Origin of the sequence: Rubrivivax sp. JA1026 (genome assembly GCF_011065555.1) — a bacterium.
GTDB classification, from domain to species: Bacteria; Pseudomonadota; Gammaproteobacteria; order Burkholderiales; family Burkholderiaceae_C; genus Rubrivivax; species Rubrivivax benzoatilyticus.
The window spans coordinates 520,459-535,680 of the sequence record NZ_JAALCQ010000002.1 but is presented as its reverse complement, the minus strand read 5'-3'; the positions used below and the strand labels follow the sequence as shown (position 1 = coordinate 535,680).

The 15,222-nt window shown below is 75.9% G+C and carries 12 protein-coding genes; 10 read left to right on the top strand and 2 right to left on the bottom strand.

Translation table 11 applies throughout. The features are described 5' to 3' along the window. Positions 1 to 151: 151 nt before the first annotated feature. Positions 152 to 1,399: a pyridoxal-dependent decarboxylase, exosortase A system-associated gene (locus tag G5B56_RS06090; protein ID WP_164962636.1), complete on the bottom strand. Its 1,248-nt coding sequence runs from the start codon at positions 1,397 to 1,399 to the stop codon at positions 152 to 154. 9 nt (positions 1,400 to 1,408) lie between these two features. Further along, the gene (locus tag G5B56_RS06085; protein ID WP_164962635.1) at positions 1,409 to 3,115 is read right to left on the bottom strand and encodes an acyl-CoA ligase (AMP-forming), exosortase A system-associated; all 1,707 of its coding nucleotides are present in this window, start codon (positions 3,113 to 3,115) and stop codon (positions 1,409 to 1,411) included. Positions 3,116 to 3,289: 174 nt separating this feature from the next. On the opposite strand from G5B56_RS06085, the gene G5B56_RS06080 reads away from it, so the two are divergent. The 10 genes from G5B56_RS06080 (at position 3,290) to G5B56_RS06035 (ending at position 15,166) form a co-directional block, all read left to right on the top strand. Further along, a complete protein-coding gene (locus G5B56_RS06080) occupies positions 3,290 to 3,580 on the top strand; it encodes a phosphopantetheine-binding protein (protein WP_310733801.1) in 291 nt (96 codons plus the stop codon). Positions 3,581 to 3,606: 26 nt separating this feature from the next. Next, the gene (locus G5B56_RS06075; RefSeq protein WP_164962634.1) at positions 3,607 to 4,887 is read left to right on the top strand and encodes an aspartate aminotransferase family protein; all 1,281 of its coding nucleotides are present in this window, start codon (positions 3,607 to 3,609) and stop codon (positions 4,885 to 4,887) included. Beyond that, positions 4,880 to 8,656 (top strand): amino acid adenylation domain-containing protein, encoded by a 3,777-nt coding sequence (locus G5B56_RS06070; protein WP_164962633.1) that lies wholly within the window; start codon positions 4,880 to 4,882, stop codon positions 8,654 to 8,656. Before G5B56_RS06075 ends, G5B56_RS06070 begins: the two co-directional genes overlap by 8 nt. 2 nt (positions 8,657 to 8,658) lie before the next feature. Next, a complete protein-coding gene (locus G5B56_RS06065; protein WP_164962632.1) occupies positions 8,659 to 9,837 on the top strand; it encodes a DegT/DnrJ/EryC1/StrS family aminotransferase in 1,179 nt (392 codons plus the stop codon). A 134-nt stretch (positions 9,838 to 9,971) separates the two neighbouring features. Then, positions 9,972 to 10,220 (top strand): acyl carrier protein, encoded by a 249-nt coding sequence (locus tag G5B56_RS06060; RefSeq protein ID WP_009856355.1) that lies wholly within the window; start codon positions 9,972 to 9,974, stop codon positions 10,218 to 10,220. Positions 10,221 to 10,265: 45 nt separating this feature from the next. Then, the gene (locus G5B56_RS06055) at positions 10,266 to 11,141 is read left to right on the top strand and encodes a hydrolase 2, exosortase A system-associated (protein ID WP_164962631.1); all 876 of its coding nucleotides are present in this window, start codon (positions 10,266 to 10,268) and stop codon (positions 11,139 to 11,141) included. Then, positions 11,138 to 12,100 (top strand): hydrolase 1, exosortase A system-associated, encoded by a 963-nt coding sequence (locus G5B56_RS06050; RefSeq protein WP_240920668.1) that lies wholly within the window; start codon positions 11,138 to 11,140, stop codon positions 12,098 to 12,100. The genes G5B56_RS06055 and G5B56_RS06050 overlap by 4 nt, the downstream gene beginning before the upstream one ends. 5 nt (positions 12,101 to 12,105) lie before the next feature. Further along, positions 12,106 to 13,137: a GNAT family N-acetyltransferase gene (locus G5B56_RS06045; protein ID WP_164962630.1), complete on the top strand. Its 1,032-nt coding sequence runs from the start codon at positions 12,106 to 12,108 to the stop codon at positions 13,135 to 13,137. Between the two features lie 37 nt (positions 13,138 to 13,174). Beyond that, complete coding sequence (locus G5B56_RS06040; RefSeq protein WP_138938792.1) at positions 13,175 to 13,858, top strand: tetratricopeptide repeat protein; 684 nt, start codon at positions 13,175 to 13,177, stop codon at positions 13,856 to 13,858. A gap of 18 nt (positions 13,859 to 13,876) precedes the next feature. After that, positions 13,877 to 15,166, top strand: a complete 1,290-nt coding sequence (locus G5B56_RS06035; protein ID WP_206023486.1) for a 3-deoxy-D-manno-octulosonic acid transferase — start codon at positions 13,877 to 13,879, stop codon at positions 15,164 to 15,166. Positions 15,167 to 15,222: the final 56 nt, after the last annotated feature.

The following is a 15,222-nucleotide window of genomic DNA, read 5'->3' as shown; positions in this document are numbered from 1 at the left end:
AGGTCTTATGAGACCTGACCCCGTTCGGCATGACCCCGTTCGGCAGCGGCGGCGCAAGCTGGGGTCAGGTCTTGAGAGACCTGACCCCGCCCCCTCGTTCGGCAGCGGCGGTGGAAGCTGGGGTCAGGTCTTGAGAGACCTGACCCCGCCGTTAGACGAGCACCTCGGTGACGGGGGCGTGGCCGAGGAAGGCCTGCGGGCTGGCGCTGGCGCCGTAGGCGCCGGACTGGAAGACGACGACGAGGTCGCCGACGTCGGCCGGGGGCAGGCTCATGCGGTCGGCCAGCAGGTCCAGCGGGGTGCACAGCGGGCCGACGGCGGTGGCGGTCTCGCGGGCCTCGTCGCCGAGGCGGTTGCCCACCGTCACCGGATAGTTCTTGCGCACCACCTGGCCGAAGTTGCCGCTGGCCGCGAGGTGGTGGTTCAGGCCGCCGTCGCAGACCAGGAAGACCTGCCCGCGCGACAGCTTGCGGTCGACGACCCGCGTGACATAGACGCCGGCCTCGCCGACGAAGTAGCGGCCGAGCTCGATGACGAGGCTGGCCTCGGGCAGCTCGGTGCGCGCACGCTCGGCCAGCGCCTGCAGGTTGGCGCCGATCGGCGCCAGGTCCAGCCGGGTCTCGCCGGGGAAGTACGGGATGCCGAAACCGCCGCCCAGGTTCAGGAAACGCACCGGCGCCGGCGCGTGCGCGGCCAGCCGCAGCGCGAGTTCGTAGGACTGGCGCTGGGCCTCGCAGATCGCCTCGGCGCGCAGGTTCTGCGAGCCGGCGAACAGGTGGAAGCCCTCGAACGCCAGCCCCAGCTCGCCGATGCGCGCCAGCAGCGCCGGCACGCGGTCGGCGTCGACGCCGAACTGTTTCGCGCCGCCCCCCATGCGCATGCCCGAGCCCTTCAGCTCGAAGTCGGGGTTCACGCGCACCGCCACCCGCGCCGGCACGCCGAACTCGGCCGCCGCCGCGGCCAGCACCGCCAGCTCACGTTCGGACTCGACGTTGACCAGCACCCGCGCCGCCACCGCCTGGCGCAGCTCGGCGTCGCGTTTGCCCGGCCCGGCGAAGCTGACCTCGGCGGCATCGGCACCGGCATCCAGCGCCACCTTCAGCTCGCCGCCGGAGGCGACGTCGATGCCGTCGACCAGCCCGGCCATGTAGGCGACCAGCGCCGGCATCGGGTTGGCCTTCATCGCGTAGTGCAGCTTGACGCCGGCCGGCAGCGCCGCGCGCAGCTCGGCGACACGCCGGCGCAGCAGGCCGCGGTCGACCGCGTAGAACGGCGTCGCGCCGACACGCGCCGCCAGCAGGCTCAGGCGCACGCCGCCGACGACGAGCTCGCCGTCGCGCACCGGGAACTGGTCCATCGGCGCATGCACCGGGACGGCGCGGGGAATCGGTTCGTTCATCTGCGGAGTTCAGCCCTGCCGCTCGAGCCACTGCGTGGCCAGCAGCTTGCGGTCGATCTTGCCGTTGGGGTTGCGCGGCAGCGGGCCGCACGCGGCCTCGACGCCGTGCGGCACCATGTACGCCGGCATGTGCTGCCGGCACTGCGCCAGCAGCGCGTCGCGGTCCAGCGCGTCGCTGCCGTCGGGCGCGGTGGCGATGACCTGGATCGCCTGGCCCAGCGCCGGGTGGTCGACGCCGAAGGCGACGCACTCGCCGACCAGCTTCGTCGCGTACAGCACTTCCTCGACCTCGGTCGGGCTCACCCGGTAGCCCGAGGTCTTCATCATCTCGTCGCGCCGGCCGACGAAGTACAGGAAGCCGTCGGCGTCGCGGCGCACGGTGTCGCCGCTGAAGACCGCGATCTCCGGGATCTGCAGCCCGGCGACACGCCCGCCGATGCCCGCCGGCAGCGGCTTGTAGCGCTCGGCGGTCTTCTCCGGATCGTTCCAGTAGCCCTGGCCGACCAGCGCACCGCGGTGCACCAGCTCGCCGGGCTCGTCGGGCGCGCACTCGCTGCCGTCGTCGCGCAGCACCAGGATCTCGGCGTTGGGGATCGCGCGGCCGATCGAGTCGGGCCGGCGGTCCACCTCCTCGGGCGGCAGGTAGGTCGAGCGGAAGGCCTCGGTCAGGCCGTACATCAGGAAGGGCTTGGCGCGCGGCACGCGCTCGCGCAGCGCGGCCAGCGTCTCGCGCGGCATGCGCCCGCCGGTGTTGGCGAAGTAGCGCAGCTGCTCGCCGATCGCCTGCGGCCACTCCAGCTGCGTCAGCTGGATGTACAGCGGCGGCACCGCGGTCAGGCCGGTGACCTTCTCGCGTTCCATCGCGCGCAGCACGTCGCGCGGCAGCAGGTAGTTCAGCAGCACCACGCGCGCGCCGGCGTGGAAGGCCGTCGTCAGCTGGCTGAAGCCGGCGTCGAAGGACAGCGGCAGCGCCGCCAGCAGCGTGTCGCCGGCATGGTTCTCCAGGTACGAGGCCACGCTCTTGGCACCGGCCACCATGTTGCGGTGGCTCAGCACCACGCCCTTGGGCCGGCCGGTGGAGCCGCTGGTGTAGAGGATGGCGACGAGGTCGGTGTCGATGACGCGGTGCGGCGCGCGCGTCGGGGCCGACAGCAGCTCGGTCCAGGACAGCACGGTGACGCCGGGAGCGGCGGCGGCGGCGGCAGCGGGGTCAGGTCCCATGAGGACCTGACCCCGGGCTTCGGTCGGTGCGGCGGCGGCGGGGTCAGGTCCCGTGAGGACCTGACCCCGGACCTGACCCCGGCCGTCGGTCAGCACGACGTGGCGCAGCGCCGGCATCTGCGCCAGCACCGGCGCCAGCAGTGCCAGCCGCTCGGGCGAGGTGACGAGCACACGCACGTCGCAGTCGCGGCCGATGTAGGCCACCTGCTCGGGCTTGAGCAGCGGGTTCATCGGCACCATCACGCCGCCGGCGGCCGGCGCGCCGAAGCTGGCGACGACGGTCTCGAAACGCTTCTCCAGGTAGATGCCGACACGCTCGGTGCGCGCCAGCCCCAGGCCGAGCAGCCCGTCGGCGCAGGACCGCACGGCCGCGGCCAGCGCGCCGTAGTCCAGCGTCGAGGCGCCATAGGTCAACGCCGGCCGGCTGGCCGAGCGCGCGGCGGCGGACCAGACGAGTTCGTGCAGCAGCACCGGTTCCGGAACGGGGACGGACATGTCTCGACGACGGTGGCGGGGACCGCGGCGATTGTCCCCGACGCATCCGCCCGCCACGCCGCACCGCCGACCCCGCATCACGGGGGAAAGCGTGACGCCGTTGGCGCCTGGCGGGCGGTCCATCCCCCCGGTCGAGTGCCGGCCCGCGAGGGACGCCACCCTAGAATCCGGCCGGTGTCTCCCTCCTTTGCCAGCGCCGGAAACCCGCCCCGGATCGACATCGTCCGCGAGGTCACGCGCGTCCTCGACGAAGTGCTGAGCCTCGGCGGGCGCGGCGCCGGCTTCACCCGCGACACGCCGCTGCTGGGCGCCGTGCCGCAGCTCGACTCGATGGCCGTCGTCTCGCTGCTGACCACGCTCGAGGAGCGCTTCAACATCGTCATCGCCGACGACGACATCGACGGCGACACCTTCGCCAGCGTCGGCGCGCTCGCCGACTTCGTCGCGTCCCGCCTCGTCCGCTGACCGGCCCCGCGAGCCGGCATCCGCGCATGCCCGCCGACACCCCGAGCACCGCCGCCGCCTCGCCGTTCGACGCCCACGAGTCGGCGGTGCGCTCGTACTGCCGCAGCTTCCCGGCGCTGTTCACGCGCGCCAAGGGCTCGCGGCTGCACGCCGCCGACAGCCGCAGCTGGATCGACTTCTTCGCCGGCGCCGGCACGCTGAACTACGGCCACAACCCCGAGTTCATCAAGCGCCGCCTCGTCGAGTACCTCGAGGCCGACGGCATCAGCCACGCGCTGGACCTGCACACCGCCGCCAAGGCGGCGTTCATCGAGACCTTCGTCGCCCGCGTGCTGGCGCCGCGCGGCCTGGACTACCGGCTGCAGTTCACCGGCCCCACCGGCGCCAACGCCGTCGAGGCGGCGCTCAAGCTCGCGCGCCGCGTCACCGGCCGCAGCGGCGTCTTCGCCTTCACCGGCGCCTACCACGGGCTGTCGCTGGGCGCGCTGGCGGTCACCGCCAACCGCGCCAAGCGCGCCGCCGCCGGCACGGCGCTGGGCGACGCCACCTTCGTGCCCTACCCCGACGGCCGCCTGCCGGCCGAGCAGACGCTGGCCTGGATCGAGCGCCTGTTCAGCGACGGCCACAGCGGCGTCGAGCTGCCGGCCGCGGTGATCGTCGAGACGGTGCAGGCCGAAGGCGGCATCCACGTCGCGCCGGCCGACTGGCTGGCGGCGCTGCAGGCGCTGTGCCGCCGCCACGGCGTGCTGCTGATCGTCGACGACATCCAGGTCGGCTGCTGGCGCTCGGGCGGTTTCTTCAGCTTCGAGCGCGCCGGCCTCGCGCCCGACCTCGTCGTGCTCAGCAAGGCCATCGGCGGCTACGGCCTGCCGATGTCGCTGCTGCTGATCCGCCCCGAACTCGACCGCTGGGCGCCGGGCGAACACACCGGCACCTTCCGCGGCAACCAGCTGGCCTTCGTCGCCGGCGCGGCGGCGCTGGAACACGCCACCGACACCGGGCTGGAAGCCGAGGTGCGGCGCAAGGGCGAGCGCGTCGCCGCGCGGCTGGCCCGGATCGCCGCGCTCGACACGCGGCTCGCGGTGCGCGGCCTGGGCCTGGTCTGGGGGCTGGACTGCAGCGCGCTCGGCGACGGCTTCGCCGAGCGGCTGTCGGCGCGCTGCTTCGAGCTCGGCCTGCTCGCCGAGACCGCCGGCCGCCGCGACACGGTGCTCAAGTTCCTGCCGCCGCTGACCACGCCCGACGACGAACTCGACGCCGGCTTCGACCTCGTCGCCCGCGCGCTCGGGGACCTGCTGCGTGGCTGAGCCCGGCCGCGGGCTCGACGCCCTGGCCGACAGCGCGCCGCCGCGCGACTTCGTGCGCGACACGGCGCCCGGCACGCGGCCGGTCGAGGCCGCGCTCGGCCCGGCCACCACCACCGCGGCACCGGCCCGGTTGCTCGCCGCGGCGGCCGCGCTGCTGGCGCTGCACGCGCGCCGCGAGACGGTCACGCTGGCGCTGCAGCGCAGCGGCCGCCGCCGGCTGCTGACGCTGGACACCGCGCCGGCCACCCCGTTCGGCGCCCTCGTCGCCGCCGCCGCTGCCGCGCTGGCCGCCGACGACGAGGCCGTGCCGGCGCTGCCGGCCGCGCTGCCCGGCGTGCTGCTCGACCTCGATGACGACGGCGCCGCCGCGGCCGACCTCGTGCTGCAGCCCGCCGCCGGCCGGCTGCGCGCCGACGCCTCGCTGTACCGCGCCAACAGCCTGCCGCCGCTGGCGCGCCAGCTCGAGCACCGCCTGGCCGCCACCGGCGACGACGCCGTGGCGCTGGCCGACCTGGCCTGGTTCGACGCCGCCGAACGCGAGCGCCTGCTGCGCGGCTTCAACACGCTGCGCCTGGACGTGCCGGCGACGACGCTGGCCGCGCTCGTCGACGCCCGCGCGGCGCAGGCGCCCGGCGCCGTCTGCGCCGTGCACGGCGAACGCACGCTCGACCGCCGCACGCTGCAGGCGCGCGCCAACCGCCTCGCGCGCCGCCTCGTCGCGCTCGGCGTCGGCCCGGGCTCGTTCGTGCCGATCGTCGTGCGCCGCGGGCTGGACTTCGCCGTCGCGATGCTGGCGGTGTGGAAGGCCGGCGGCGCCTACGTGCCGGTGGACCCAGGCTACCCCGAGCAGCGTGTGCGCCTGATGCTGGAGGACTGCGACGCCGCGGTGGCCGTCGTCGGCGCCGCGGCGCTGGCGCGCTACGGCGCAGCACTGGCCGCCTGCCCGGCGCTGCGCCACGTGGTCTGCCAGCGCGAGGCCGCCGCGCCGCCCGGCGCGGGCTACACGCTGCACGGCCCGCAGGCGCTGCAGGCGGAGGACGAGGCGCCGCTGCCGCCGCGTGCCGGCCCGCACGATGCGGCCTACATGGTCTACACCTCGGGCTCGACCGGCCGGCCCAAGGGCGCGATCGTGCGCCACGACGGCGCCGTCAACCACCTGTTCGCCCAGGCCCACGCGCTGGGCGAGGCGGCGGTCGCGCGGTTCCTGCAGAGCGCGCCGTCGTCGTCGGACATCTCGGTCTGGCAGTTCGCCGCGCCGCTGGCCTTCGGCGGCTGCTGCGTGGTGCTGGACGACGCCACCGACGTCGCCGCGCTGCTGCAGGCCGTGCGCCGCCACCGGCTGCAGCTCGTCGAGCTCGTGCCGGCGGTGCTGAAGTACCTCTGCGAGTACGCCGCCGCGCTGCCCGAGGCCGAACGCGCGCTGCCCAGCCTGCGCTGGATGATGGTCACCGGCGAGTCGGCGCCGGTGGCGCTGGTCAACGCCTGGCTGGCGCTGTACCCGGGCGTCCCGGTGGTCAACGCCTACGGCCCGACCGAGGCCGCCGACGACGTCGCCCAGGCCGTGCTCGCCGCGCCGCTGCCGCCGCGCCAGGCCACGGTCAGCATCGGCCGGCCGCTGGCCAACCTGGACCTCTACGTGCTCGACGAGCGGCTGCGGCCGCTGCCGGTGGGCGCGCCGGGCGAGCTCTGCGTCGCCGGCGTCGGCGTCGGCGACGGCTACTGGCGCCAGCCGGAGAAGACCGCCGCGGCCTTCGTGCCCAACCCGTTCGACGGCGCCGCCGGGCCGGTGATCTACCGCACCGGCGACCTCGCGCGCTGGCGCGACGACGGCACGCTCGAATGCGGCGGCCGGCTCGACCACCAGGTGCAGATCCGCGGCCAGCGCATCGAGCTCGCCGAGATCGAGGCCCAGTTGCGCCGCCACCCGGCGCTGGCCGACGTCGTCGTGCAGGCCTTCCACGACGGCGAGGGCGACGGCCGCCTCGTCGCCTTCGTCGTGGCGCGCGCCGAGGCCGACGACGCCGCGCTGCGCGCCCACCTCGCGGCGCGGCTGCCGGCGGCGATGCTGCCGGCAGCCTTCGTGCGCCTGGACGCGCTGCCGCTGAACCCCGCCGGCAAGGTCGACCGCCGCGCGCTGCGCCCGCCTGCGGCATCGGCCGCACACCGCCCCGCCGGGCGCGCCCCGGCCAGCGCGCTGGAGGCGCTGCTGGCGCGGCTGTGGGCCGAGGAACTGGGCCGGCCGGTGGTCGGTGTCGACGAGGACTTCTTCGCCCTCGGCGGCGACTCGCTGGCCGCGCTGGCCATCGCCGTCGGTGCCCGCGAGGCCGGCTGGACGATCCGCAGCGCCGACGTGCTCGCCCACCCCAGCGTCGAGCGCCTGGCGGCGGCGATGAGCGCCGCCGCGGCCGCGCCGGCGGCCCGTGGCGACGGGCCGCCCGAGCCCGCCGGCGTGCTGCGCCCGCTCGCCGACGCCGAACGCGCGGCCTTCCTCGCCGCCCACCCGCACTGGGCCGACGTCCAGCCGCTGACGCCCGCGCAACAGGGCCTGTACGTGCACTGGCTGCTGGCGCGCGACAAACGCGCCTACGTCGACCAGCTCGTCTACGAGCTCGACGGCGAGCTCGACCCGGCCGCCTTCGCCGCCGCCTGGAACGCCGTCGTCGCGCGCCACCCGGCGCTGCGCGCCGGCTTCCTGCGCAGCGCGCTGTCGCAGCCGGTGCAGGTCGTGGCGCAGGCGCTGGCCGTGCCGGTGGCGGTGCTGGACCTCACGGCGCTGGACGCCGCCGCGCAGGACGGCGCCTGGCGCGAGCACTGCCGGCGCGAGATCGACACCGGCTTCGACCTGACGCGCCCGCCGCTGATGCGGCTGCTGCTGGCGCGGCTGGCGCCCGGGCGCCACCGGCTGGCCTGGACACACCACCACCTGCTGCTCGACGGCTGGTCGCTGGCGCTGGTGCTCGACGAACTGCTGGCGCGGCTGGCCGGCCGCGCACCCGACGACGCCCCGGCCGTGACCGACGAGGCGCTGCGCGCCCACCTCGCCGCCGCCGAGCCCGGCCCCGGCCTGGCCTGGTGGCGCGACACGCTCGCCGGCGTGTTGCCGGCGCCGGCCTGGGACGCCGAGCCGCCGCCAGGCGCCGCGCCCGGCTACCACGAGCTCGACCTGGTGCTGCCCGCCGGCACCGGCACCGCGCTGGCCGCCGCCGCCGCCGGCTTCGGCGTCACGCCGACGACGCTGCTGCAGGCCGCCTGGGCGGTGACGGTGGCCCGCCACACCGGGCGCGACGACGTCGTCTTCGGCGTCGTCAGCACCGGGCGCGAGCTGCCGGTGCCGCGGCTGGGTGAACTCGTCGGGCTGTGCGTCGTCACCCAGCCGCTGCGCGTGGCCGCCGGCGCCGACACGCCGCTGGCCGCCTGGCTGGCCGCGCTGCAGCGCCGCGCCGCCGAGGCCCGGGCGCACGAGGCGGTGCCGCTGGCGCAGCTGGTGCGCACGCTGGCGCTGCCGCCGGGCCGGCCGCTGATGGAGACGCTGTTCGTGATGTCCAACTACCCCGCGCCGGCCGCCGCCGCCGGGCCGCTGCTGCTGCGGCCGGCGGCGCTGCGCACCGTGCCGGCCTACCCGCTGTCGCTCGTCGTGCTGCCCGGCGACGGCGCGGCGCTGCGCCTGGTGCACGACGGCCAGCGTTTCGACCCCGAGGCCGCCGCCGCGATCGGCACCACGCTGCTGCAGGCCGTGCAGCGCCTGGCCGGCGGAGAGGACCCGCGCTGACGATGAGCCTGGACTACGACCGTTTCGACCCCGCCGCCTGCGGTTTCCCGCGGCCGCGCGTGCCGGTGCTGGCGCCGCTGACGCCGGCCCAGCTGGGCGCGCCGCGCCCCGCGCCGGCCACGCCGCGCCGCCACTACGCCCGCGGCCGCTACGCGCTGCAGGCCGCCTACACGCTGGCCGGCGTCGGCCGCGGCGGCGCGCTGCTGGCGCCGGCCTACCACTGCCGCACGATGCTCGACGGCGCGCTGGCGCTCGGTGCCGAGGTCGTGCCCTACCCGCTGACGCCCGAGCTGCACCCCGACCTGGACGGCCTGCGCCGCGCCGCGGCCGCCTGCCGCACGCGGCCGGCGGCGGTGCTGGCCACGCACTACTTCGGCCTGCCGCGCGACATCGCCGCGCTCGCCGCCTGGTGCCGCGACGAAGGCCTCGCGCTCGTCGAGGACTGCTCGCACGCGCTGGTCGAGGCCGACCCCGGCGCCCCCGGGCGCGCGCCGCTGGGTGCCACCGGCCGCTGGGCGGTCAGCAGCCCGTACAAGTTCTTCCCCTGCCCCGACGGCGGCTGGCTGTGGGCCAACGGCGGCGCGCCGCTGCCGGCGCCGCCACGCGCCGCCGGCCTGGCCGACGAGGCGCGCGGGCTGCGCCAGGCCTGGGCGCAGTGGCGCCGCCCGCCGGTGGCGCCCGACGCCGCGGCGCTGGAGGCGGCGTTCGCCGCGCTGGCGCCCGGCGAGCCCGGCCGCGACTGGCTGGAGCACGACGGCGGCACCTCGGCCGACTACCGCGGCGCCGACGCCGGCCGCGCCGGGCTGCGCGTGTCGCGCTGGATCGAGCGCCGCAGCGTGCTGGAGTCGCTGGTGCAGGCGCGCCGGCGCCACTACGCGCAGTGGGTCGACGCGCTGGCCGGCCTGCCGGGCCTGCGGCCGCTGCTGCCGGCGCTGCCGGCGCACGTCGCGCCGTACATGGTGCCGGTGCTCGTCGACGAGCCGGCGGCGCTGTTCCCGCCGCTCAAGCGGCTGGGCCTGCCGATCTGGCGCTGGGACGACATGGCGGTGTCGGGCTGCGAGGTCTCGCGCCGCTACCGCCAGGGCCTGTTCCACCTGCCCTGCCACCAGGCGCTGGACGCCGCCGCAATGGCCTGGATGACCGGCGCGGTGCGCCGCGCCGCGCGCCGGCCGCCCCCCTGAACGCGGGGCCGCCGGGCGCCGTTCGAGAAACAGATCACTGTCCGGGCCCCCCGATGTGCAGGCGCCCCCCGGGGCGCGGCGGCCACCGACACCTAGAATCCAAGACTCCATCCGTCGCCGGCTGCAAGGAATCCATGGACCTGACGCGTGAAGTCATCAACGTGCTCGACGAGGTGCTGAGCCTCGGGGGCCGCACGGCGGGCTTCGATCGCGACACTCCGCTGCTCGGCGCCATCCCCGAGCTCGACTCGATGGCCGTGGCGACGCTGATCACCACGCTGGAGGAGCGCTTCGGCATCGTCGTCGACGACGACATCGACGGCGCCACCTTCGCCACCGTCGGCACGCTGGCCGACTTCGTCGGCGCGCGGCTCGCCGCCTAGCCCGCCGCGCGTCGTGCGCGGCATGCCGGCGACGCCCTGCCCCCGATGAACGCCACGCCAGAACCCCGGTTCATCGACGTCGACCCCGGCCCGCAGGGCCGGCGCTTCGTGCTGCACCACCGGCCGGCCGGCCCGGTGCGCGGCCTGGTCGTGCACGTGCACGCCTTCGCCGAGGAGATGAACAAGTCGCGCCGCATGGTGGCGATGCAGTCGCGCGCGCTGGCCGCGGCCGGCTTCGTGGTGCTGCAGGCCGACCTGCTGGGCTGCGGCGACAGCGACGGCGACTTCGGCGACGCCTCCTGGGCGCGCTGGGTGGCCGACGTGCACGCCGCGGTGCGCTGGCTGCAGGCGCGGCACGACGGCGCCGCGCTGCCGCTGTGGCTGTGGGGCCAGCGCGCCGGCAGCCTGGTGGCCACCGAAGCCGCCGCCGCGCTGGCCGCCGAGGGCCAGCCCTGCCACTTCCTGTTCTGGCAGCCGGCGCCGCTGGGCCGCGTGCTGCTGCAGCAGTTCCTGCGGCTGAAGGCCGCCAGCGAGCTGCTGGGCGGCCAGGCGCGTGCGGTGATGGAGCAGCTGCGCGCCGAGATCGCCGCCGGCCGCAGCATCGAGGTCGCCGGCTACGAGCTCGCCCCCGCGCTGTGCGACGGCCTGGAGCGCGCCACGCTGCAGCCGCCGCCGGCGCCGCCCGGGCGCATGGTCTGGCTGGAGACCTCGCCGGTGGAGACGCCGACGCTGGCGCCGGCCGGCGCCGCGACGCTGGCCGCCTGGCGCGACGCCGGCTGGCAGGTCGACGCCCGCGCGCTGCGCGGCCCGGCCTTCTGGCAGACCACCGAGATCGAGGACGCGCCCGCGCTGGTCGACGCCACCGTCGCCGCGCTGACCGCACCCCAGCCACTGCCCGCCGCGCAGGAGGCCGCCGCGTGAGCCGCATCGTGGCCGCGCCCGATGCCCGGACGAACGCCAGCGAAGCCTGGGGTCAGGTCTCACAAGACCTGACCCCGCCTGCCGCGGCGGCGCCCGGCGCGGCGCAGGCTTTCGCCTTCGGCTGCGAAGGCGAGACGCTGCTCGGCGTGCTGCACCGCCCGCCCGCCGGCGCGCCGGCCGCGGCCACCGGCGTCGTCATCGTCGTCGGCGGGCCGCAGTACCGCGCCGGCAGCCACCGCCAGTTCGTGCACCTGGCGCGCGCGCTGGCCGCCGGCGGCCACCCGGTGCTGCGCTTCGACGTGCGCGGCATGGGCGACAGCAGCGGCGCGCTGCGCAGCTTCGAGCAGATCACGCCGGACATCGGCGCCGCCGTCGACACGCTGGCGGCGCGCGCCGGTGTCGGCCGCGTCGTGCTCTGGGGGCTGTGCGACGGCGCCTCGGCGGCGCTGCTGTACCTGCACGAGCGGCGCGACCCGCGCGTGGCCGGCGTCTGCCTGCTGAACCCCTGGGTGCGCTCCGAGGCCAGCCTGGCGCGCACCCACGTCAAGCACTACTACACGCGCCGCCTGCGCGAGCGCGAGTTCTGGCTGAAGCTGCTGAGCGGCCGCGTCGCCGGCCGCGCGCTGGCCGAGCTGTGGCGCAACCTGCGGCGCGCCCGCGGCGAGGCGCCGCCGGCCGCGGCCCGCACCGCCGGCCCGTTCCAGCAGCGCATGGCCGAGGGCTGGCGCGGCTTCGGCGGCGGCGTGCTGCTGGTGCTGAGCGGTGACGACTACACGGCCAAGGAATTCCTGGAGACCTGCGACGCCTCGCCCGCGTGGCAGGCGCTGCTGCGGCGGCCCGGCACCCGCCGGCAGGACCTGGCCACGGCCGACCACACGCTGTCGGCACGCGCCGACCGCGACACGGTCGCCGCGCTGACCCTGGACTGGCTGCAGCGGCTCGCGGCCCGAACCCCCTGAAGACGATGGACGCGCGCGCACTCGACTGGCAGAACCTCCCCGCCCGGCAGCTCGAGGAGCCGGCATGGGCGGCGCAATGGGACACGCTCAACGCCGCCCGCGCCCGGCTGCCCTTCCTGTCGGCCTACGCGATGAACGCCGCGCTGCGCGCCTTCGGCCGCGGCGACGAGCGCCTGCTCGTCGGCACGCAAGGCGGGCGCTGCGCCGCGATGCTGCTGCTGCAGAGCACCGGCCGCGGGCGCTGGCAGAGCTTCCAGCCGTCGCAGATCCCGCTGGGCGCCTGGGTGGCCGAGCCCGGGCTGCAGCCGCAGGCGCTGGCGCGGCAGCTGCTGCAGGGCCGCCTGGGGCTGGCGCTGGTGCTGTCGGTGACGCAGGTCGACCCGCTGCACGCCGCGCGCCCGGCCGACACGCCCGCGCTGCGCGCCACCGACTACATCGAGACCGGCTGGATCGACGTCGCCGGCAGCTTCGACGACTACTGGGCGGCACGCGGCAAGAACCTGCGCAGCAACCTGCGCAAGCAGCACAACCGCCTGGCCGCCGACGGCGTGGCCTGCGAGCTGGTCGAGCTGCGCGCGGCCGACGAGATGGCCGGCGCGCTGGCGCGCTACGGCGAGCTGGAGAGCGCCGGCTGGAAGGCGCGCGAAGGCACCGCCATCCACCCCGACAACGCCCAGGGCCGCTTCTACCTGGAGCTGCTGCAGCAGGCCGCACACCGCGGCGAGGCCGTGGTGCACGAGTACCGGCTGGACGGCCGCACCGTGGCGTCGAACCTGAGCCTGGAGCGCGACGGGCTGATGGTCATCCTGAAGACCACCTACGACGAGAGCCTGGACAAGGCGCTGTCGCCGGCCTTCCTGCTGCACCACGACCAGCTGCGCCGCGTCTTCGGCGAAGGCCGCGTGCGGCGCATCGAGTACTACGGCCGCTTCATGGAGTGGCATTCGCGGTGGACGGAGCACAAGCGCGTGCTGCACCATCTGACGTGTTATCGGTGGGGGTGGCTGCAGAGCTTGAGGCGTCCGGCTTCCGCCTGAGGCCTGCCATCCCGTCGATGATCAGGAGGGCGACCCGATGAAACGAATCGACACGACACGCGCCAGGCTCATGGCCGGCACGCGCACGCTGGCCGGCCTGGTCATCGCGGCTGCCTGCACGGGGGCCTGGGCGCAAGTCGATGCGGGCTGGGAGTGCGGCAACCCGTTCAAGAACCACTTCGGCCCCTTCGACTACCGCAAGGCCGACGCCGGGACCAAGCAGCTCGTCGAGGGGGCCCACTTCACGCCCGGCGTGGAGTCCCTGACCAAGCCGAAGACGACGACCTACGCGACGATGGCGGGGGATGTCGGCTACACGCTGCACGTCTTCCCGAACCATCACCGGGCGCTGATGACGATGACGCGGCTCGGCGAGCGGCACAACTCCCCGCAGCCGCCGGCCGCCAAGTTCACCATCGACTGCTACTACAAGCGTGCCGTGGTGTACGCCCCGGACGACACCGTGGTCCGGGCGCTGTATGCGCGCTACCTGTTCAAGCAGGAACGACGCGACGAGGCCCTGCAGCAGCTCGCCGCGGGAGCCCAACAGGCGGGCGACAACCCGCTGTCGCACTTCAACCTGGGCCTGGTCTATTTCGACATCGGCGACTACGACCGGGCAGCCGAGCAGGCCTTGAAGGCCCGCGAGCTGGGCATGCCGCGCACCGAGCTGATCGACCGGCTGAAAGGTGTCAACAAGTGGGTCGAGCCGGGCGGTTGACGCAGCGCGGCGGTGGCCGTGACTGAGCGGGCCTGGCGTGCCCGGTACGCGGCGTTGCGCGTCGCCGAGACGCTGAGCGATCTGCGCGGCAACGCCGCCGGCCCGGTGCTGGGGGACACGCCGCCCCCCCGACAGCCGGCGTGGTGGGCCTTCGTCTCGACGATCGGCGAGCTGCACTCGACCGCGCCGCTGCTCGCCGCCGTGCAGGCGCGGCTGCCGGGGCTGCGCATGGTGCTCGTCACCGATCACGAGCATTACGTCCCCAGCTACCGGGCCCGCTTTCCCGAGGCCGACGTCGTGCACACGCGCGGCCACAGCCGCGATGCGAAGCGGCTGGCCGGCTGGCGCCCGCCGGCGCTGGTGGTCGTGGCCGAGATCCCGCTGCTGCCGGGAGATGCCCCCTGCCGCTGTTCGGCAGCGCTGCTGCTCGAGGCGCGGGCGGCCGGCGCAAGGCTGGTGGCCGTCAACGGCTGGCTCTACGGCGACACCCCGCCCAGCCGCATGGACCGCCTCGAACGCCGCCTGCTGGGCCCCGCGCTGCTCGGCCAGTACGACACGATCTGTGTCCAGGCCGAAGCGCAGCGGAACACGCTGGTGGCCCACGGCGCCGCCCCGGACCGCACCCACGTCGTCGGCAACCTCAAGCTCGACGCGCTGCGCAGCGCGGCGCCCCTCCCCGCGCAGCCCGGCGCAGCGCTGCTGCGGGCCGTGGCGGCCGCCGGCCGGCCCGTCGTCGTCGCCGGGTCGCTGACCCGCCAGGACGAGGAGTCCCTGCTGCTGGACGCCTTCGTCGAGCTGCGCCGGCAGCGCCCCGGCGCGCTGCTGGTGGTGGCCCCCCGGCACCCCGAGGTGGTCTCGAACCTGGAGCGGCTGGACGGCGCGCTGGCGCGGCGCGGGCTGCAGGCGAGCCGCCGCTCGGCGCTGCGCGAGGGCCTGCCGGCCGAAGGCTTCGACGTGCTCGTGCTCGACACGATCGGCGAGCTGCGCGGCTGCTACGCCGACGCCGACGTGGCGCACGTCGGCGTAGACCACAACGTGCTGGAGCCGCTGCTGTTCGGCAAGCCGACGACGGTCAGCGGCCGCTGGTGCCGGGACTACCCGTCCTACCCGGTCTTCCGCCGCCTCAGCGATGCGGGCGCCCTGCAGCACGCCGCCGACGCGGGCGCGCTGGCCCGGGCCTGGGACGAGGCCATCGCCGGCCGTCTAGCAGGCCTGGTCGAGGCGGCGCGGCGCGAACTGGGGGCCGAGCCGAGTTCGCTGGAGCGACACCTGGCGGTGCTGGAGCCCGTTCTGTCGCGGCTGGCCTGAGCCCCGAGCCCCCCGAGTCGAGTGCCCCCTAAAGACAACGGATGCGGCCGTGACTT